This window comes from Pedobacter psychroterrae (assembly GCF_004331695.1).
GTDB lineage: Bacteria > Bacteroidota > Bacteroidia > Sphingobacteriales > Sphingobacteriaceae > Pedobacter > Pedobacter psychroterrae.
In genome coordinates this window covers 18299-38099 of record NZ_SJSL01000007.1, presented here as the reverse complement: position 1 = coordinate 38099, position 19801 = coordinate 18299, and the positions used below count along the sequence as shown (strand labels likewise).

Genomic DNA, 19801 nt, shown 5'->3' with positions numbered 1-19801 from the left:
AAACGCATATGCCCTTTTTAATCTTTGCTTAGTTTTTTGATTGGGGTAAGGTCTACTTTTCTGAACTCTACTTCAGATCCTTCTGCCTGCAAAGCAATATTTCCGCTGGAAACAGTGGCATTATAACCATGGTTTACAAAAATGTCATTTACCCAGACTTTTACTTCATTGCCCAGGCATTCAATCACCATTTTATTCCAGTCGCCCACAGGTTTTTCTACATCTGGTGCCAGCCTTCTGATCCTGCGCAATTTATTGCCATTGACGCCCCAGTTTTCTTTTGGCCCTCTGCGTTTTTCCATATCCGGAACAGTGATGTCTTCCTGAATGCACCAGAAGTCGCCCGCCATGGTATTTTCCATTTGCACTTCTATGGATTTCGGGAACATTTCATATAGCGCCCTCGAGGTTGAAGCATGTACCAAAACCCCGCAATTACCAGGTTTTCCGGCAAACCGGTACTGAACTTCTATGCGATAATTCTTATAAATCTTATCAGTGATCAGGTGTCCGCCCGGACTGCCCAGACTTACAAACATTCCATTTCTGATGATAAAGGGATTGCGTGCATTTGGATTTTTGTCCATTTCAGGAACATCTACGTGCCATCCTGTAAGGTCTTTGCCATTAAAAAGACTTTTAGTTTGCGCATATGTAGCAGTTGCGGTAAATAATAGCGCAGCTGCAAAGAATGATCTGGTTAGGTTTTGTTTCATAAAGTAGCACTAATATAGCATACTTTTAGTAGTTCTTGAACTGCTGGCATGAAAATCATAAGAATTTACTAGCTTAGGGCTGAACCAAAAAAATATGAAAAGAATATTTAATCTATTTGCCCTATTCCTGTTTGTACAGGTGCAGCTATATGCCCAGGCAGAAACGCCAAAACCGATTGATAAACTTCCGGATTGGGCATTGGGGCCTTTTATCCGTCCTGCTGGGACCAACCCGGTGATCTCTCCGGATTCAATAAGCAGTTTTTATGATCCAATGCAAAAGAAGCAGATTGATTGGGAAAGCAATGATACATTCAATCCCGCTGCTGCGGTAAAAAATGGAAAGATCTATGTGCTTTACAGGGCTGAAGATAAATCGGGTGTGGGAATCGGCCACCGTACCTCAAGGATTGGCCTTGCCGAAAGCAGTGATGGGATCAGCATGAAAAGGACTGGAAAACCGGTACTTTTCCCCGGAGAGGATGATCAGAAAGAATTTGAGTGGACAGGTGGCTGTGAAGATCCCCGCGTAGCGGTGACAGAAGATGGTACCTACCTGATGCTATACACACAGTGGAACAAGAAAACTCCCAGGATAGGGGCGGCGACATCAAAAGATCTGGTAACCTGGAAAAAGCATGGCCCAATATTTCAGGATGCCTATAATGGCAAATTCCATGACATCGCTTCAAAATCGGCATCCATACTTACTACAGTTAAAAATAACAAATTGGTCATCACTAAGCATAAAGGAAAATATTGGGTATATTGGGGAGAAAACCATGTATATGCTGCCACATCAGACAACCTGGTGGACTGGGCGCCGGTGCTGAATGAAAAAGGGGGATTACTTGAGCTGGTTTCGCCACGTAAAGGTTATTTTGATAGTCACCTTACAGAGTGTGGCCCTCCGGCTATCCTTACCGATAAGGGAATCGTGCTGATGTACAACGGTAAAAACCTATCAGGAGCTGATGCTAGTAAAGAATATACTGCCAACTCATATTGCGCCGGACAAATGCTGTTTAGCGCAGAGGACCCATCAAAATTCATTTCACGATTAGATAAGCCATTCCTGATTCCGGAAGCCTCCTTTGAAAAAAGCGGGCAGTATCCTGCGGGTACAGTATTTATTGAAGGGCTTGTATACCATAAAAATAAATGGTTTCTATACTATGGCTGTGCAGATTCAAGAGTAGCCGTAGCAGTGTTTGATCCGGGTAAGATTTAATGTCCAAAATATTACAATATAAAGTATACTGTTTTAGTAGTATTAATTACCTTTGTCGCATTGAAAAGGGTGTTACGTTAATTTGATTTTTTGTTGCTTTAATCGTAAATTAGGAATCTCATATTAACACTCGCATTTAATGTTGTAATATATTTTATCAAAAGGGGGTAGGGACTTCCGATAGAAGGGGATTTATTGAGTGAACAGACATCTTGACATCAGTGATCATGAACTACTGTCTTTAATAAAAGAAGGCGATCAGGCTGCGTTTAAATGCATCTATGAAAAGTACTGGCAATTGTTGTATATAGCTGCCTGTAAGATCGTTAAGGATGAAGATGAAGCCAAGGATGTGGTACAGGAAGTGTTTATTTCCTTGCTTAGCAAAGGTGCTTCTATTGATATAAAAGGCAGTGTTTCAAATTATCTGTATACGGCTGTCCGATACAAAGTGCTTGATTTTATCAGCCGAAAAAAAGTTCGCACGGACTATCTGGATTCTTTGAATGATTACATTTCTACAGGCAATTATACTACAGACCGGGCCCTGATTGAAAAGGAAATCAATGCAGAAATGGAAAAAGAGATTCAAAATCTACCCTTGAAGATGAAAGAAGTGTTTGAATTGAGTAGAAAGCAAGAGCTTTCTCATAAAGAAATCGCCGAGACGCTTAATATTTCTGATAAAACAGTGAAAAAGCAGATCAGTAATGCTATTAAGTTGTTGAAGCCAAAGTTTAATAACTATTATTTCTTTGTTTTGGTGCTGTTTTCGATAGTTTTACAGGTATTCTTGAAGTTTTTTTAATTTATTCCATTTTCTTCTACTACCAAAGGGCTTCATGACCGACATATATAAAAGCAGTATGCTTTTATTGACGAAACAAAATGAAGAACAGTTTTTCTAAAGACCTTTTTGAAAGGTATACAGCCGGTAATTGCACAGAAGAAGAAAAGGCAATTGTAGAGGGGTGGTACCTGAATGAATTGAAGCAGACAGACAGTCGCCCATCTGATGGGCAGCTATCGGATGCAAAGGAAGAAATATGGAATGGCATTAAGAGGCCAAAACGAAGCATTGTTCCCCTGGTCAGGTGGGCTTCTGTGGCAGCTGCTGTATTGCTGGCAATACTGTTTGTTTATAAATTGAGAAATGATGTTTCGGCTGAAGTTGATAAGCCTCAAATAGTCGGTAATAAGTCTACTGAATCTCCCAAAGATGAAATATTTGAAGCTTCGGGGATTGAGAACAAAATGGTCAAACTACCCGACGGAAGTATTGTGATCCTTGAAAAAGGTAGTAAGCTTACACTTTTACAAGCTTTCAACAAGAAATACACCAGAGAAGTTGAACTGGAGGGAAAAGCTTTTTTTGATATTGCACACAATCGCATGAAGCCGTTTATTATTTATTCGGGAACTGTGAGAACCAGAGTTATGGGGACGGCTTTTGACGTTACCGCTGTTCCTGGATCAGGCAAGGTGAAGATTAATGTAATAAGAGGAATGGTAGAAGTGATCGGCTCGAAGACTGGCTGGGTTACCTACTTAAAAAAGAACATGCAAGTTGTGTTTAATGCAGGTGATTCTATAATCAGCAGAAAAATGGTTGATGCAGTAAAGGAATTGTCATGGAACAAATCCGATTTGGAGTTTGATGATGTTTCCCTTGCCGATGCTAAATCAAGGCTGGAAGATCAGTTTGGATATCAGATATCAGTGGATGATCCTGAATTAAACAAAGCAACCTTCACGTATTCTATGCGTATTAAAGAATCTCCGGAATCATTTATTAAAAGTATCTGCGCTTTTATCGGTGCCACCTACACTATTGACAATAAAAATAAAACTATATCCATTAAACCTTTAAACCAATAAACCACATGAAGAAATTCTACATACAGAAAAACTCAACATAAAAAAAGGTAAGGTCATTAATCAGTATTACGAGTACCGGTTAATTTACCTTACCTAATAGACAACTCATTTAGAATGAGGGGTCTTGTCATGTAATTCCAAGCAAAGAGTTTAGTAATCACATTAAAAAACTAAAATATGAATTTTTCTGCAGATGCAGCAAGAAACGGAGATTCTATTTTCCGGAAATACCCCAACTTCTTAATATACTGTATGCGTATCACACTACTTATTTGCTTCGTTGCCACAGTTTCACTCCAGGTAGTAGCTTCTTCAGGGGCAAAGGGCCAGGGAATGGAAAATGTTAACGTAAGCATAAAACTGGAGAACGAAGATCTGATCAGTGCGATCAAGAAGATAGAAAGTAGTACCCCATTTCGTTTTCTTTACAGGACTTCTGATGTAAAGAACATAGATAACCTTACCTACAACTCTGGAACAACTAGTGTTCAGAACCTTGTAAAGTCCTTATTGGCCGGCTCTCAGCTTACTTTCAAGCAAATTGACGACCGGATCCTGATTACCAGAGCTACTGAGAAAGCAGTTAATCTAGTTCCTGTAGAGAAATTTCAAATGATTACAGGAACTGTTTTTGACGCGAAGACTAAAGACAGAATTCCGGGGGCTACGGTGGCGCTGAAAGGCGGACAAGCTAAGGTGCTAACCGATGATCGTGGAAACTTCAGGATCAACGCAGCGATTGATGATGTCTTGTTAATCAGCTATATTGGTTATGAAACGCAGGAAATAACCATTACAAAACCAGTGCTTGAAATCAGACTCCAAGAGTCTGCCCAGTCACTGAAAGGTGTAGTGGTAACGGGGATCTTTAGCCAGAATAAGTCTACTTTCACCGGAGCAGCCAGAACATTTAATGCCCAGGAATTATCCAAAGTTTCTAATAACAATGTACTGTCGGCACTAAAGTCGCTTGATCCTTCCTTCCAGCTTCCTGAAAACCTGAATATGGGTTCAAATCCTAACGTACTTCCTGATGTAGTCCTTAGGGGTGGTAATACTTTGGTGGACATAAGCCAGGCTACTGTGAGCAATCCCTTCAACTACCAGCCGGCTCCCAATTCGCCCTTGTTTATTTTGGATGGCTTCGAGACAACCTTACAGAGGATCAATGACCTGGATATGAACCGAATTGCCAGCGTTACTATCTTAAAAGATGCGGGTGCAACTGCCATTTATGGATCCAGAGGTGCCAATGGGGTGATTGTAATCGAAATGATCAGACCGGTTGACGGTCAGTTGAGGGTATCCTACAACGCAAACATGTCTGTTGAAGCTCCTGATCTAAGTGGATATGATTTACTAGATGCCCGCGAAAAGTTTGAGTTGGAAGATCGTTCCAGAACCTTCTACGACTCCTTCAATTTCAGGCAAGACCAGATGGATTACTACAGACAATCCAGACTATTAGCTGTTCAACAAGGTGTAAATACTGACTGGATTGCAAAACCTGTACGGACGGGTATAGGACAAAAACACAATCTATATGTAGAGGGTGGTGCTGATGCGGTATCTTATGGATTGAACATGACCTATGACCAGAAGACGGGCGTAATGAAAAGTTCTGACCGTAATACCACTACGGCCAATTCATTTCTTTCCTACAGGTTGAAGAATTTCCAGTTCAGAAATGATCTTACGCTGACGTTCAATAAGGCAAATAATTCACCTTATGGTTCGTTTACTCAGTATACACAACTTAATCCTTACTGGAGCCCATACAATGCAGACGGAAGCTTTAAAGTATATCTGGAAGACGTTACTGACCCAATCAATGGGGGAAGACTGACCAACTTTGATAACTTCAACAACCTGAACGGATATACCGGCAGACCGGTAAATCCATTGTACAATGCTTCGTTAAATATAAGAGACGAGAACAAATTCACTGCGATTACCAACAACTTTGAAACCCGTTGGCAGGCAAAAGAATGGCTGCGATTAACCGGCCGTATAGCTTATACAATTCAGAATGACCAGTCAGACATCTTCCTGCCTGCTCAGCACAGTTCGTTTGCTGCGAAGCCTACTTTTGAAAAAGGATCTTACACCAGAGGAACTGGTAAAAACCAACGCTTGGAGGGATTCCTTACTGGTGAAGCAAACAAAACCTTTGGTAAGCACTTCTTGTCTGCTTCAGCTACCTTGAACGTAAAAGAAAACTCTTACGATACGCAGCAGATCAGAGTAGAAGGATTTCCAAATCCAAATCTGGATCAACTGATTTTAGGCAATCAGTACCCTGCAGGTGGTAAGCCTACAGGAACGGAAGGGATTGTGAGGTCTATTGGTACGCTGGTTAGAGGGGCTTATTCCTTCGACAACAGGTATCTATTTGATGCTACCTACCGTTTAGATGGTTCTTCGCTATTTGGTTCTGATCGCAGATATGCACCATTCTGGTCATTAGGCGCCGGATGGAACATTAAAAATGAAGCTTTCCTTGCAGACGTAGACGCACTTAGCGAATTTAGACTTAGGTATACCGTTGGTACTACCGGTTCAGAGAGCTTCGAAAGTTTCAAAGGCGTATCTACCAGTCAGTATTTTACCGATCGTGAGTACCGTGGCGTCATTGCTTCGTACCTTTTAGGATTCGGAAACGCTGCCCTAGCCTGGCAAAAAACCTTGAAGAACAATATCGGTTTGGATGTGAGCTTTGATCGTTTCTCTTTGACGGCCAATTATTTTAATGAGCGCACGAAAGGAAGTATTGCCTTTATCAGCAGCGCACCATCAACCGGATTTGGCGGATACTACGACAATATGGGTGATGTAGTGAATAAAGGATATGAATTATACGGACGGTATAACCTGATTGCCAACCCGGCAAACAGAAATAACTGGTCTGTTTTTGCAAATCTTTTCCACGTAACCAACAAGATTGAGAAAATCTCCAGTACGATTGAGGCATTGAACAACAGGTCAAATACTGTCAATTCAACTACACCTTTGCCTCGATACGCTGAGGGACAGTCTAAAAATGCCATCTGGGCAGTAAAATCCTTGGGTATTGACCCTGCTTCTGGTAACGAAATCTTTGAAACTTTAAATGGAGATAAAACCACCATTTACAATCCGGCTGACCAACGAATTGTAGGTGATGCTACACCGGATTTGCAGGGAACTTTTGGAACCAATATGGAAATTAAAGGGATAGGTTTCAATGTGTACATCAGGTTCAATATCGGGGGCGATGCTTATAACCAGACACTTATTGACAGAGTAGAAAATGTGAATGTAAACTATTACAATGTGGACAGAAGGGTGTATAATGAAAGATGGACCCAGTCTGGTGACATTGCTTTCTTTAAGGGAATCTTAGATAATACCGGCACACGTTTGAACACGCCCAGAACCTTTGCTTCCTCCAGGTTTGTTCAGAAAAATAGTTTCATAGCAGGAGAGAGCGCCTCTGTTTACTACCGTTTCTCTGATAAGCTAAACAAGAAAATTGGTTTGCAAAACACTAAGATCACCTTGTTTGGCAGCGATATTTTCAGATCCTCAACCATCAAACGCGAACGCGGATTAGACTATCCATTCAGTCATTCCTATACTTTGCAATTACAGACAGCATTTTAATCTCGGCATAGATAAATAAGTAATAAGATGAGAACTATAAAATCAAAATATATACTAACCGCCACGTTGTTCGCTGCGATCGCTTTTTTCGCATCCTGCAATAAATGGCTGGATGTGAGTCCGAAAACACAGATAAAAGAGGAAGTACAGTTTAGCAATAGTCAGGGTTTTACTGATGCACTATTTGGTGTTTACCAGAAAGCTGCGACTGTGGATGGTTACGGAAGGAACATGAGTTTTGGTGCGCTGGACATGTTTGCACAGCAATATTCGGGACTTACAAATGGTCCTTATAATGCCATTGTTCGTTACCAGTATAGAGATTCGATTGCGCAAAAGCGAGTTGATGCAATGTTTAGCAACACTTATTCGGCCATCGCCCAGGCAAACTACTTATTGAAGAATGTAGGTAATGGGGTATTGGATGAATCAACACTCAAGATCGTGGAAGGCGAAGCGCTTGGAATGAGGGCTTTCCTTCATTTCGATCTGGTAAGGCTATTCGCTGATACATATAATGAAGGGGCAAATGCATCTACAAATTCGTTAGCTTATATGAGAGAATATAAGGTTTCCCCGGAGAACCGGATTCCGCTAAAGGATTACCTGGACCTTTGTGAGACTGACCTAAAAAAGGCCGAAGAGCTGCTATCCAGCAATCAGAACATAGACCAGATCGCCTTCAATCAGGGAAGTACCAGCGCTGATCTATTTTTAATGTTCAGGCAAAATCACCTCAACTACTGGGCTGTAAAAGCTACACTGGCCAGGTTATATCAATATAAAGGTGATAAACCCAATGCACTTAAGTACGCATTGGAAGTGATACAGGGCGGTAAGTTTAGTTTTATCAATCCTGCTACCTTGGTGGTTGATCAAACAAGTGATCAGTCAGATCTTACGTTCACTCCTGAGCATATTTTTTCATTCTATGTATCTGAATTGAAGAAACTGGCAGATGAATCTTTCAAAATAGCCAATTCAACGGTGGTAAATATCGACATAACCGATTTCTACACTACCAGAAGCAGTTTGGAATCAACTTTCCAGGCCACCCTTCCAGGATATGGCACCGATATCCGCAAGGTAGGGGCTTCAAGAAGCATTTGGAACGAGATTAACGCCAGTATCGTGTATACTAAGAAATATTATAGCGATAAGTCGACCAACGTAAAGCAGCGCTTAATTCCTGCCATCCGCCTGCCAGAAATGTATTACATAGCAGCGGAAGCATCTCCCAGCCTTGCTGAGGGTACTGTTTACCTGAATGAAGTGCGCAAACGCCGACTAATCCCGGAAATAGCTGTTCCTGCCACTCAGGCGCTGTTCGATGCCGAGATTATGGCGGAATATAGAAAGGAGTTTTACGCAGAGGGCCAGCTCTGGTATTATTACAAGCGCAAGAACATCATAAACATACCTAATGGTTCTGCAAATCCGCTTACGCGTGAGAAATATGTGCTTCCATTGCCAAATGGAGAGCTTGAGTTTGGTTCATCGGGTGTCAATTAATTAGAAAAACATGAAATTATCAATCAAAAATATAGGACTTCTGATCGCATTACCGGTAATATTGGCTTCTTGCGCTAAGGATAAACAACTAATGTATAATGAACAGCCATCTATATATGTTTACGACCGTGTAGACAGTACGGTTTTTACTTTTGCAACCGTACCTGTAAATGTGGTAAAGGATACTATCAACGTAGAGTACCGGATTATAGGCACTGCGGCAGCTCAGGACCGTACGATAAAACTCGAACCAAGAGCTGGAGCAACGGCAAAGCCTGGTTATCATTACAGTGTTGGCCCGGCTGTGGTAAAAGCAAATGAATACAGTGCTATAGTGCCTATTTATGTATATCGTAAAGTAGGATTAAAAGATAGTACGGTAACCGTGATCTTGGATATCAAAGAAAATGAGGATTTCAAGTTGGGATATCTGGGAAGATTGAGGTACAAGCTCAGCATTAGCGATATTTTATCCAAGCCCACTATCTGGGACAGTGCCTGGGCGCCATATTTCGGGTCTTATTCTCAAGTTAAATTCAGGTTCTTGTTGGAGGCAACGGGTCGCACGGAATGGAATTCCTTTCCTTTTCCCGCAGATTCAAGGTTTATGTCCCAGCGTGCCAAAAATGCACTGTTGGTTTACAATCAGCAGTTTGGCGATTTGTTTGATGAAAATAACGAACGGGTAGTTTTTCCTTAACGAATACATTAAAAGATATTGAAATGAAGATAATATATAAAAATATAATAGGTATAGTGCTGCTGTCAGGGTTATTGGTTCTGTCTGGCTGCCATAAAGATGAAAGTACAGATGGACTTTTAGAACAGAACAAAGTTGGTTTGTCAGATCCTAAAACCGGAACTGTAATCAATATTTTTCAGGGTGATGTTCTGAATCTGAAGCCGACCTTGTCACAGTCCATGAAAAACAACATGGACGACCTCACCTTCAGTTGGACGGTATATGACAATTCTCCATCCAGCAATTATACCTTACCCAGGTTCAGCATTGGTAATGAGTATGAATTAAAGTATACTGTGAGTGGTGAATCATTTACCCTTGGGCAAAACTATTTGCTGCGGCTAACCGTAACTGAAAAATCTACGGGCCTAAGTTCCTTTTTAAACTACAGATTATTGATCGCGAATAAATATGGTACAGGTTGGGTGGTACTGGAAGATAAAGCCGGAAAAGGCGATCTTTCCTTTGTTTTCCCTGACTATACAGTTGAGCATGGCATTTATACGGATAGAAATACTACGGTGCTGACAGGTCCTAAGAAAATTGAGATTGTGCCATTTAGTATTACGGAAGATATATCAGCAAGTGGCAAGCGTATGTATATCCTTGCAGATAATGGAAGTCAGGAATATAATTTTCTGACAATGACCAAAAAGTTTGACTATTCATTTTTGTTTTTCAGTGCGCCTCCGGTTATTAAACCATCTGTCATGAACTTCACAAGTGGAACATTAAACAGCGCAAACAGAAGTGCAATTTTAGGCATTGCTATAAATAATGGCAAAGCGCATTCAAATCTTGTTGGGGGATTCCCTGGTGTAAAAAAATGGGGTGATATCGCATTGACCCCCTCAGGTACACAAAATTATGAACTTGCACCATTCGCCAGCGGAGGCAATACCTACCCGGCCGTAGTGTATGACAATCTCTCAAAGAGATTCTTTTACATCAGAGGTTACAGCCCAACACCAGTTGCAGGTTCTCTCGAAGCATTTCCGTCAGCCGCCAGTAGTGTTGATGCCTTCGACATGAACAACGTAGGCATGACCATGATCTTTCAGGATTCTGCGGATGTGGTCAAAACCATCAATGCAGTAATGAAATCTGACAATAATCAGCCATATCTGTACAAGTACAAGACAGAGAGTACTACTTCGGCTCCGATCATTACACTGAGTAAAACACAGATGAATGCACCTGGATTCGTGAATTATACTGCGGCAGCGGGTTCAACCACCACCCCGCACATCTACTACGGCTTGGCAAATAAGGTTCAGAAATACGAAACCAGTTCCAATACTACTACGGAGTCCTACAGCTTCGCTGCTTCAGAACAAATTACCGCGATAAAATATGCGAAGTATTCGTCGGACAGAACCGGAGCAAGATTGGTAGTCGCCACCTGGAATGGTACGGAAGGTAAGTTGTATTTCTTCACTATCAATAATGTGGGAGACCTTGGATCAGCTTCGCATACTTTTACAGGCTTCACCAAAATTGTAGACGTAGCTTATAAATATTAAAATTCAGCACCTATACTTATTAATATGAATTTAAAATCATTGATCAAAACAGCACTTCTTGCAGCAGTCAGCCCGCTAATTTTAGCGGGCACTGTGACTGCCCAAACCCAAAAACCTTTCACCATCACTGGTAAACTGGATGGACTGGCCGACCAAATGGTCCTGCTCTCTACTCAGTATAAGGGCCAGGAAATCGCTGATTCCGTCCAGGCAAAAAATGGCGAGTTTACTTATAAAGGAACTACTCCGGGCGCTTTGTTTTATGGCCTGCGCTTCGGAAAGAACAGATTCATAGGCTTTCCGGTAGATGCAGGGGAGAAAATCACCATCACGGGCAATGTCGATAACCTGAAAGAAGCTGAAATCAAAGGGGCCAAACATCTTCCGGTATGGAAGGAGTGGGGCAAGGCCTGGAGTGCAATCACTGCAAGGGCAGGCGTACTGTATAAAATATCTGATAGTGTTTCTAAATCAGCCAACAAGGACCGGAGCTACGTAGATGCCGAATTTGAAAAGCTGAACCAGCGCTTAGTTGATTCCGTAGAGGTTTTTGTAAAGAAATATCCTTCCTCGCCAATGGTGCCTTTCATCATTATAGACCGGTTCATCAATTACCCAAATCCTGAAAAGGCAAAAAGTACGTACGCTGCTTTAGCTCCTGCAGCTAAGAACTCGACATATGGTCTACAGTTGGGCGAGGCATTGAGGATTGCTGCCAAAACAGGAATTGGTGTTAGTCCAAGTTTTACATTACCGGATCAAAACGGAAAACCGCTGAGTCTGGCTTCGTTGAAAGGCAAAGTGGTTCTGGTAGATTTCTGGGCTTCATGGTGTGTGCCATGCAGAAAAGAAAATCCAAACCTGGTAAAAGCTTATACTAAATATCATGATAAAGGCTTTGAAATAATCGGCATATCGCTGGATGACAAAAAGGCTAACTGGTTGAAGGCCATAGAGGCCGATCAACTTACATGGTTGCATGCATCTGACCTAAAAGGATGGAAAAGTGACCTCGCTGCAGAATATGGAATTAAATCTATTCCTACTAGTTTTCTTGTAGATGCAGAAGGTAAGATCATTGCTAAAGATCTTCGGGGAGATGCACTGGAAAAGAAGCTGGAAACTGTATTTAAATAATGAATAAACGTTTCTAAAGAGAAATATATGAATACTAGAATCAAATCAACTTTTGCGCTATTGCTTTTGGTGTGCGCAACAGTATTAAATACATTTGCCGCTCCTAAGCCATTTACACTGAATGGCGAAATTAAAGGACTGCCTGAAGGAACAAAATTAAAATTAGTTCCAGGTGCTACGCACGCTAGTGAAGATCCCATCGCAGAGGCTACAGTTAAAGCTGGTAAATTTGTCTTAACCGGACAACTGGATGGTCCGCGTTTATTTTATGTAACGATAGCCGATGCATTTGGCGGATATACGCTTATGCTGGAACCAGGAAAAATAACCTTGAAAGGAGAGGCTTCAGCCGTTGAAAGAGGCGACAGTAAGGGTTATGAATTTAAAAACATGGAAGTAAAAGGCAGCAAACTGCAAGCGCTATACTTACAGAAAAAAGCCCCGCGGGCTATGTTAGATTCACTGCATAATGCCAATAACATTAAACATAAAGAAGTGTCGATCAGAAGAGGCGAAGCCATGCAAAAGAAAGACACAGCAGCAGTTGCTGCCATCACTAAGTCTGCAGAGTGGCAACTTTTGGAAGCAGATAGCAAAGCGTTTTTCGCAAAGGTGGATACGGTTTTCAATAAGATGATCGGCGATAATAAAGATACCTTTTGGGGGCCACTGATCATGCTTGATTTATACAGCTATTTCACAGACCAGCAGAAGCCGCAGTATGCTCAGTTTACTAAAGCAGCCAAGGAAAGTCATTATGGTAAAATATTAAATGAGGTGCTGAACCCTGAAGGATTTAAAGGTAAAGCAGCTCCATTGTTTGACATGAAAGCTAACAACAATGCTGCTGCAGATGTGGCATCTCTGGTAAAAGGTCATAAATATGTGTTGGTAGATTTCTGGGCTTCCTGGTGTGTACCCTGCAGGAAATCCATACCTGGACTGAAAACAGCTTATGAGGAACTTAAAGACAAAGGATTGCAGATCGTAAGCATTTCGATAGACAAAAAAGAAGCAGATTGGCAAAAAGCCGAAACTGAAGAAAACCTGCCCTGGCCAAGTTTCCTGGACAATGGAAAAACATCCAACGCCTGGAAAATCCGTGCCATTCCTGCGATGTTCTTACTAAACGATAAAGGAGTTGTGGTAGGAGAGAACATGACCCTGGCTCAGGTAAAGGAACTGATGAAGTAAATTCTCATTATTATCATTAGCTTTAGGTTTAACAACGAACCTAAAGCTAATGACAATACTGATCGTACTCCTCTCCATTGCCTTACTCATTGTGCTGATCTCAGCATTTAAAATCAATCCTTTTCTTGCCTTTTTAGTGGTTTCCATTACGGCCGGTATCATGCTGGGCCTGCCACTTACTAAAATTGCAGGATCTGTAGAAAAGGGAATAGGCGATATACTGGGCGGCCTCGTCATCATTATTACCACGGGAGCGATGCTTGGAAAACTAGTAGCTGAAAGTGGCGCCACCCAGAAAATAGCCAAGGTAATGATGGAGGTATTTGGTGAGAAATACATCCAGTGGGCCATGATGCTCACCGGATTTTTGGTAGGTATACCTTTGTATTACGGGGTTGGCTTTGTACTCATGATTCCCTTGATATTTTCGGTGGTGTACCGGTTTAAGTTGCCCGCCCTTTATGTAGGTCTTCCTATGCTTACCGCGCTGTCTGTTACGCATGGCTTTTTACCACCTCATCCATCTCCCGCAGCATTGGTGATCCAGTTTAATGCCAACATGGGGCTTACCTTGTTGTATGGTTTTGCAGTGGCGATTCCCGCAATCATCATTGGAGGCCCCTTGTTTTCAAGAACTTTAAAGAAGATTCCAGCTACACCACTAGCCTCATTTAAGGCTGTGGAAATACCCGACGATCAATTGCCAAGCTCCTTCAAAAGCTTTTTCACGGCCTTACTTCCCGTACTATTGCTGGCCTTAGCGGCTGTAGTGCCCTTGCTTATTCCTGCAGATTCTGTACTGATCAATGTAGCGGCTTTCATGGGAAATCCGTCCATAGTAATGTTGATCGTATTAATGGTAGCCACCTGGCTGCTGGGAACATCCGAAGGGAAATCGATCTCACAGGTGATGGGTCTTTATACTGATGCACTTAAAGACATTGTGATGATCTTGCTGATCATAGCTGGATCTGGTGCTTTGAAGCAGATTTTAATAGAGAGCGGGGTGAGCAACCAAATAGCAGGGCACCTTCAGGGTGTACAATTGCATCCCTTGTTTTTGGGATGGCTTATCGCAGCACTGATCCGCTTTTGCGTAGGCTCGGCTACTGTAGCGGGTTTAACTACAGCCGGCATCATCATTCCTTTAATGCAAAGCTCTGGTACAAATCCCAACCTCATGGTGCTTGCGGTCGGTGCGGGCAGTCTTATGTTTTCTCATGTAAATGATTCCGGCTTCTGGCTGTTTAAGGAGTATTTCACCCTGTCTATGAAAGATACTTTTAAATCCTGGGCGCTTATGGAAACAATAGTAGGAGTGATGGGACTATTGGGCGTACTTTTACTGAATGCAATCATATAATTTATATAACTATGGAGTTTTTTGATGCCGATGCACAATTTGAAAAATTAGGATTATCCCTGCCACCCGCGCCTACGCCACTAGGTGTATATAAACCCTGTCTGGTGGACGAAAAATATTTATACCTGTCCGGCCACGGACCTGTTCGTGATGACAAATCCCTCATCATCGGTCGAATCGGGCAGGACATTGATCAGGAGGTCGGTAAATTGGCCGCAAGACAGGTCGGCCTAACCATGCTCTCCACCATAAAATCGAACCTTGGCAGTCTAAATCGAGTAAAACGGGTTATTAAAGTACTTGGCATGGTAAACTGCACTCCTGATTTTGAAAAACATCCTTTTATTATTAATGGATGCAGTGAGCTGTTCGCGCAGGTATGGGGAGAAGAAAATGGAATCGGGACCAGAAGTGCAGTGGGATTTGGCTCCTTGCCGGATAATATTCCTGTAGAAATTGAAGCGTTATTCGAACTTCATGATGAGTAATTCAATGAATGAATGGTTTGAGATAAATGATCTGGATACACTGGATTCCCCTGCATTGGTGTTTTATCCTGCCAGAATTGCTGAGAACATAGAGAAACTAAAAAGCAGCATAGATCACGTCGACAGACTGAGGCCACATGTCAAGACTCATAAATCTGCCGATATTACTACATTAATGCTCAATGCAGGCATTTCGAAGTTTAAATGCGCGACCATAGCAGAGGCTGAGATGCTGGCCCAATGCGGCGCGACCAATGTGCTGCTGGCCTATCAGCCTGTAGGGCCAAAAATAACCCGCTATGCTGAGTTAATCAGCAGGTATCCGTCCACGAGTTTTTCGTGTCTGTTTGATCATGCAAATTCAATCAAGATGCTTTCGGAAGTAGGACGGAAAGCTGCACAACCGGTTAATGTATTTTTGGATCTCAATATTGGGATGAACCGTACAGGCATCACCTCTGGCGATCAGGCACTCAGGCTCTATCTGGCTGCAAGTACGATAGAAGGAATAAACATGCTAGGTCTGCATGGTTATGACGGTCATATACACAAGCCCTCGTTACAAAAACGAAGAGAGGAATGGCAAGCTGGCTGGGATGCAATCAGGAATCTTTCGGAGCAGATTGTGGCTGCAGGATTACCGCGACCACGAATCATCGCTGGCGGCACTCCCACGTTTCCGTTCTATGCTGAAGAGAGTGAGGTAGAATGTAGTCCCGGTACTTTCATTTTGTGGGATAAAGGCTACCAGGATTCCTTCAAAGAGCAGGAATACCTGATCGCTGCGATGGTGTTGACAAGGGTGGTTTCCCTTCCCAGTCAAACAACAATTACAGTGGATCTGGGCCATAAAGCCGTAGCTGCTGAAAATGAACTTACCAAAAGAGTGTATTTTATCAATGCACCAAATGCCCGGGTGGTTAGTCAGAGCGAAGAGCATCTGGTATTGGAAATGGGCGCAGACCACGGTCTTCAGATCGGCGATGTGCTGTATGCATTACCAAAGCATATTTGCCCTACGGTGGCCTTGTATGAAAGGGCTGCTATTGTCAAGGATAATCAAATAATGGGAGAATGGAAGATCAGTTCAAGAGACAGAAAAATTAATATATAAGCCAATGTTTGCCATAGATGCCCATTTAGATTTAAGTATGAATGCCCTGGAGTGGAACAGGGACCTGACGAAGCCCGTTGCAGCTATTAACAGGAGGGAGGAAGGAATGATAGACAAACCGGACAGGGGCAAAGCCACTGTATCCCTGCCCGAATTGAGGAAGGGGAATGTGGGCTTGGTAGTAGCTACACAAATAGCCCGGTATGTCGCTGAAGGAAATCCCTTACCAGGATGGCATTCGCCGGAGCAGGCATGGGCACAAACCCAGGGACAGCTGGCATGGTACAAAGCGATGGAGGACAAGGGAGAGATGGTGCAAATCAAAGATCTAAAAGGCCTGGAAAATCATCTGCTCTTGTGGCAGGCAGCTGAAAGTGATGGTCCCGGGAAAAACAACAGCGAAAAACCCATAGGTTACATTTTAAGTCTTGAAGGAGCTGATTCTATCGTAGATTTGATATACCTCGAAAAAGCATATAACAATGGTCTAAGAGCTCTTGGTCCGGCACACTATGGGCCCGGAAGGTATGCTCAAGGTACAGATGCCACGGGTTTCATGGGTAAAAATGGGCATCAGTTATTAAAAGAAATGGAACGGCTCAACATTATTCTGGATGCCACACACCTCTGTGATGATAGCTTTTGGGAAGCGTTAGATCATTTCGGTGGACACGTTTGGGCTTCTCACAGCAATTGCCGTAGTCTGGTGAACCACAACAGGCAGTTTAGCGACGAGCAGCTAAAAGCTTTAATAGGTCGCGGTGCAGTAATAGGTGCGCCGATGGATGCCTGGATGATGGTTCCGAATTGGAGGCGGGACCATTCAACCCCGGAAGCAATGAATTGCAATCTGGATAAAATGATAGACCATATAGATCATATTTGCCAGTTGGCCGGCAATACTTATCATGTCGGGATAGGTTCAGACCTCGACGGAGCTTTCGGAAGGGAACAATGTCCGTATGATTTAGAAACTATAGCTGATCTCCAGAAGATCCCTGATCTTTTCGGTAAACGTGGCTATCAGGATGATGACATCGACAATCTGATGCACGGCAACTGGTTGCGCTTTTTAAGAAAGGCCTGGAAATAATTCTTTTCCCAGGCCTCATATTTTAATGTCTTCTATTGTCGTGCTTTCCACCTTTTGATTTGTGCTTGCCGCCATGACCGTTATTGCCTTTGTGCTTTACATGATGTTGCTTTACATTATGATGTTGAACATATTTAGGCTTGTGTTTACTGTACTTCACTTTGTAAACATTGTGCTGCATGTATGGCCTCGGCGAATTGATCACATATTTTGGCCCTGAATACAGGTCATAATTACGGTACCTGGTAGGTAGTGAGCGGGTATGTACCCAAGTATTACCACTATAATAAATGAACTTTTTGGTAGGGACATAGTAATAACTTTCGATTTCCGGCATGTAGTAATAGTCTACATGATTATAACCCGATGGCCCCCATTGCGGCTGCGACCCGATGTTGATGCTTACATTCAACTGCGCAGTAGCCGGTAAGGTAATTGCTGATGCTAACCCAAGCATCGTCAATAAAAACAGCTTTTTCATACTTGTTAGATTTAAAGGTTTCAAAATTACACCAGGCTGCTTCCGCAAATGGTGTGTTAATTATTGTGTGTGTGATATTAAATTCAAAGTTTGTGCCACGAAATATAAAATCGCTTTGATGCCCAGGTATAATTCTGGCTACAAATCTCCATTAATAACATGCAAATGGTTATGTTTGTATGTCAAAAACAAATCCTATAAAGTAACTATTGCCTATAAATGAGTACGAACACTGCAGTTTCTCCATCAGAATTTGAATTGGTATCTGGTTTGGAAATCCACGTACAACTCAATACAGAGACAAAAATATTCTCCTCAGACAGTGCGGCTTTTGGTGCAAAACCGAATGAACACATCTCGGCGGTATCACTGGCTTTGCCAGGCGCACTTCCCAAATTGAATAAAGAAGTAGTGGCCAAGGCGGTGCGTATGGGCCTTGCATTGAATTGTACCATCAACCAGCTCAATTACTTCGACAGAAAGAATTATTTCTACGCAGATCTTCCAAAAGGATATCAGATCACGCAGGACAATAAACCCATTTGTCAGAACGGATACCTCGATGTTACCTTAAGTAATGGCGAGGAAAAGCGCATAGGCATCAACCGCATTCACCTCGAAGAAGATGCCGGCAAGAGCATGCACGATCAGAACGATCAATATTCTTATGTAGACCTCAACAGGGCCGGAGTACCGCTGATAGAGATCGTTACCGAACCGGATATCAGAAGTTCAGAAGAAGCGGCTGCTTTGCTTATCGAAATGAGGAAACTGGTGCGCCATCTGAATGTGAGTGACGGAAATATGGAAGAAGGAAGCTTACGATGTGACGCCAATATTTCCATCCGGCAAAAAGGTACATCTGCCTATGGCACACGTTGTGAGGTTAAAAACCTCAATTCTATCAGAAACGTACGCAGGGCAATGGATTTTGAATTCAATCGCCAGGAAGAAGTGATCTGCAGTGGTGGAAAAATTATCCAGAGTACCCTAAACTTTGATGCAGACCAGGGCACTACCTCACCGATGAGAAGTAAGGAAGAGGCCAATGATTACCGCTATTTTCCCGATCCTGATCTGGCACCTATTCAAATATCTGATGAATGGCTGGCGCAATTAAAGGCAGATATGCCTGCTTTGCCAAGAGAAATCTCCAGTCAATTGGTGCTGGAGTATGGCATCACAGACTCAGAGGCAACTATGCTTGCTGAAGACCATGAGCTGTTGAGCTATTTTAATACTGCCTCGGCACTTGTCGGCAATAAAAAGAGCCTGGTAAACTGGCTTACGGGTTCTATCCGGGCATTACTGAATGAACAGGAAATAGGCATAGCAGATTTTAAAATTAGCCCTGCGCAGCTGGCAGATGTCATTAATATGGTAGATCAGAAGAAAATCACACAGCAAATTGCCTTACAACAGTTGCTGCCGTTGTTGCTGGAATCACCTGCTGCGGCGGATGTACTCAAAGTCGCCACAGAAGCCAACCTGCTGATCGAAGAAAATGGCGATGAGCTCCTCACGTATGTCGATCAGGTCCTGGCCAAATACGAAGCACAGGTACAGGCTTATAAAAAAGGTAAAAAAGGGGTGTTGGGTCTGTTTGTAGGCGAAGTAATGAAACTTGCTAAAGGAAAGGCCGACCCGCAAAAAGTGAATGAATACTTATTGGATAAACTAAAATAAC

16 protein-coding genes are annotated in these 19801 nt (G+C 42.6%); 14 read left to right on the top strand and 2 right to left on the bottom strand.

The window, feature by feature from the left end:
- Positions 1-17: 17 nt before the first annotated feature.
- Positions 18-716, bottom strand: coding sequence for a 3-keto-disaccharide hydrolase (locus tag EZ437_RS18395; RefSeq protein WP_131597541.1), 699 nt, complete (start codon positions 714-716; stop codon positions 18-20).
- Between the two features lie 94 nt (positions 717-810).
- On the opposite strand from EZ437_RS18395, the gene EZ437_RS18390 reads away from it, so the two are divergent.
- From EZ437_RS18390 to EZ437_RS18330, 13 genes are all read left to right on the top strand, one after another.
- Positions 811-1947 carry a glycoside hydrolase family 130 protein gene (locus tag EZ437_RS18390; RefSeq protein ID WP_131597540.1) on the top strand — a complete coding sequence of 379 codons (1137 nt, stop codon included), beginning with the start codon at positions 811-813 and terminating at the stop codon, positions 1945-1947.
- A gap of 199 nt (positions 1948-2146) precedes the next feature.
- Complete coding sequence (locus EZ437_RS18385; protein WP_131597539.1) at positions 2147-2755, top strand: RNA polymerase sigma factor; 609 nt, start codon at positions 2147-2149, stop codon at positions 2753-2755.
- An 80-nt stretch (positions 2756-2835) separates the two neighbouring features.
- The gene (locus tag EZ437_RS18380) at positions 2836-3825 is read left to right on the top strand and encodes a FecR family protein (protein ID WP_131597538.1); all 990 of its coding nucleotides are present in this window, start codon (positions 2836-2838) and stop codon (positions 3823-3825) included.
- Positions 3826-4002: 177 nt separating this feature from the next.
- Positions 4003-7467 (top strand): SusC/RagA family TonB-linked outer membrane protein, encoded by a 3465-nt coding sequence (locus EZ437_RS18375; protein ID WP_131597537.1) that lies wholly within the window; start codon positions 4003-4005, stop codon positions 7465-7467.
- Between the two features lie 27 nt (positions 7468-7494).
- Positions 7495-8979, top strand: a complete 1485-nt coding sequence (locus tag EZ437_RS18370) for a RagB/SusD family nutrient uptake outer membrane protein (protein WP_131597536.1) — start codon at positions 7495-7497, stop codon at positions 8977-8979.
- A 10-nt stretch (positions 8980-8989) separates the two neighbouring features.
- Positions 8990-9679 carry a DUF4843 domain-containing protein gene (locus tag EZ437_RS18365; protein WP_131597535.1) on the top strand — a complete coding sequence of 230 codons (690 nt, stop codon included), beginning with the start codon at positions 8990-8992 and terminating at the stop codon, positions 9677-9679.
- Positions 9680-9702: 23 nt separating this feature from the next.
- Complete coding sequence (locus EZ437_RS18360; RefSeq protein WP_131597534.1) at positions 9703-11244, top strand: PKD-like family lipoprotein; 1542 nt, start codon at positions 9703-9705, stop codon at positions 11242-11244.
- A 24-nt stretch (positions 11245-11268) separates the two neighbouring features.
- Positions 11269-12381: a TlpA disulfide reductase family protein gene (locus tag EZ437_RS18355; RefSeq protein WP_131597533.1), complete on the top strand. Its 1113-nt coding sequence runs from the start codon at positions 11269-11271 to the stop codon at positions 12379-12381.
- A gap of 27 nt (positions 12382-12408) precedes the next feature.
- On the top strand, positions 12409-13575 hold the full coding sequence (locus EZ437_RS18350; RefSeq protein WP_131597532.1) for a TlpA disulfide reductase family protein: 1167 nt from the start codon (positions 12409-12411) through the stop codon (positions 13573-13575).
- Between the two features lie 49 nt (positions 13576-13624).
- Complete coding sequence (locus EZ437_RS18345; RefSeq protein ID WP_131597531.1) at positions 13625-14938, top strand: gluconate:H+ symporter; 1314 nt, start codon at positions 13625-13627, stop codon at positions 14936-14938.
- Between the two features lie 11 nt (positions 14939-14949).
- Entirely contained in the window at positions 14950-15426 is a 477-nt protein-coding gene (locus EZ437_RS18340; RefSeq protein WP_131597530.1) for a RidA family protein, read from the top strand.
- A complete protein-coding gene (locus tag EZ437_RS18335) occupies positions 15416-16540 on the top strand; it encodes a D-TA family PLP-dependent enzyme (RefSeq protein ID WP_225869619.1) in 1125 nt (374 codons plus the stop codon). Before EZ437_RS18340 ends, EZ437_RS18335 begins: the two co-directional genes overlap by 11 nt.
- A gap of 4 nt (positions 16541-16544) precedes the next feature.
- Entirely contained in the window at positions 16545-17633 is a 1089-nt protein-coding gene (locus EZ437_RS18330) for a dipeptidase (RefSeq protein ID WP_131597529.1), read from the top strand.
- A gap of 22 nt (positions 17634-17655) precedes the next feature.
- Here EZ437_RS18330 and EZ437_RS18325 read toward each other — a convergent pair whose 3' ends face one another.
- Positions 17656-18114, bottom strand: a complete 459-nt coding sequence (locus EZ437_RS18325; protein WP_131597528.1) for a hypothetical protein — start codon at positions 18112-18114, stop codon at positions 17656-17658.
- Positions 18115-18333: 219 nt separating this feature from the next.
- Here EZ437_RS18325 and gatB point away from each other — a divergent pair, with 219 nt between their 5' ends.
- A complete protein-coding gene (gene gatB / locus EZ437_RS18320) occupies positions 18334-19800 on the top strand; it encodes an Asp-tRNA(Asn)/Glu-tRNA(Gln) amidotransferase subunit GatB (RefSeq protein WP_131597527.1) in 1467 nt (488 codons plus the stop codon).
- The last annotated feature ends 1 nt before the right edge of the window (position 19801 follow it).

Bases quoted from the DNA above. Each gene is read 5' to 3' on its own strand.
- EZ437_RS18360 (WP_131597534.1), top strand. From the start codon at position 9,703: ATGAAGATAATATATAAAAATATAATAGGTATAGTGCTGCTGTCAGGG.
- EZ437_RS18395 (WP_131597541.1), bottom strand. From the start codon at position 716: ATGAAACAAAACCTAACCAGATCATTCTTTGCAGCTGCGCTATTATTT.
- EZ437_RS18355 (WP_131597533.1), top strand. From the start codon at position 11,269: ATGAATTTAAAATCATTGATCAAAACAGCACTTCTTGCAGCAGTCAGC.
- EZ437_RS18350 (WP_131597532.1), top strand. From the start codon at position 12,409: ATGAATACTAGAATCAAATCAACTTTTGCGCTATTGCTTTTGGTGTGC.
- EZ437_RS18365 (WP_131597535.1), top strand. From the start codon at position 8,990: ATGAAATTATCAATCAAAAATATAGGACTTCTGATCGCATTACCGGTA.
- EZ437_RS18325 (WP_131597528.1), bottom strand. From the start codon at position 18,114: ATGAAAAAGCTGTTTTTATTGACGATGCTTGGGTTAGCATCAGCAATT.
- EZ437_RS18345 (WP_131597531.1), top strand. From the start codon at position 13,625: ATGACAATACTGATCGTACTCCTCTCCATTGCCTTACTCATTGTGCTG.
- EZ437_RS18335 (WP_225869619.1), top strand. From the start codon at position 15,416: ATGATGAGTAATTCAATGAATGAATGGTTTGAGATAAATGATCTGGAT.
- EZ437_RS18380 (WP_131597538.1), top strand. From the start codon at position 2,836: ATGAAGAACAGTTTTTCTAAAGACCTTTTTGAAAGGTATACAGCCGGT.
- EZ437_RS18330 (WP_131597529.1), top strand. From the start codon at position 16,545: ATGTTTGCCATAGATGCCCATTTAGATTTAAGTATGAATGCCCTGGAG.
- EZ437_RS18340 (WP_131597530.1), top strand. From the start codon at position 14,950: ATGGAGTTTTTTGATGCCGATGCACAATTTGAAAAATTAGGATTATCC.
- EZ437_RS18370 (WP_131597536.1), top strand. From the start codon at position 7,495: ATGAGAACTATAAAATCAAAATATATACTAACCGCCACGTTGTTCGCT.
- gatB (WP_131597527.1), top strand. From the start codon at position 18,334: ATGAGTACGAACACTGCAGTTTCTCCATCAGAATTTGAATTGGTATCT.
- EZ437_RS18390 (WP_131597540.1), top strand. From the start codon at position 811: ATGAAAAGAATATTTAATCTATTTGCCCTATTCCTGTTTGTACAGGTG.
- EZ437_RS18375 (WP_131597537.1), top strand. From the start codon at position 4,003: ATGAATTTTTCTGCAGATGCAGCAAGAAACGGAGATTCTATTTTCCGG.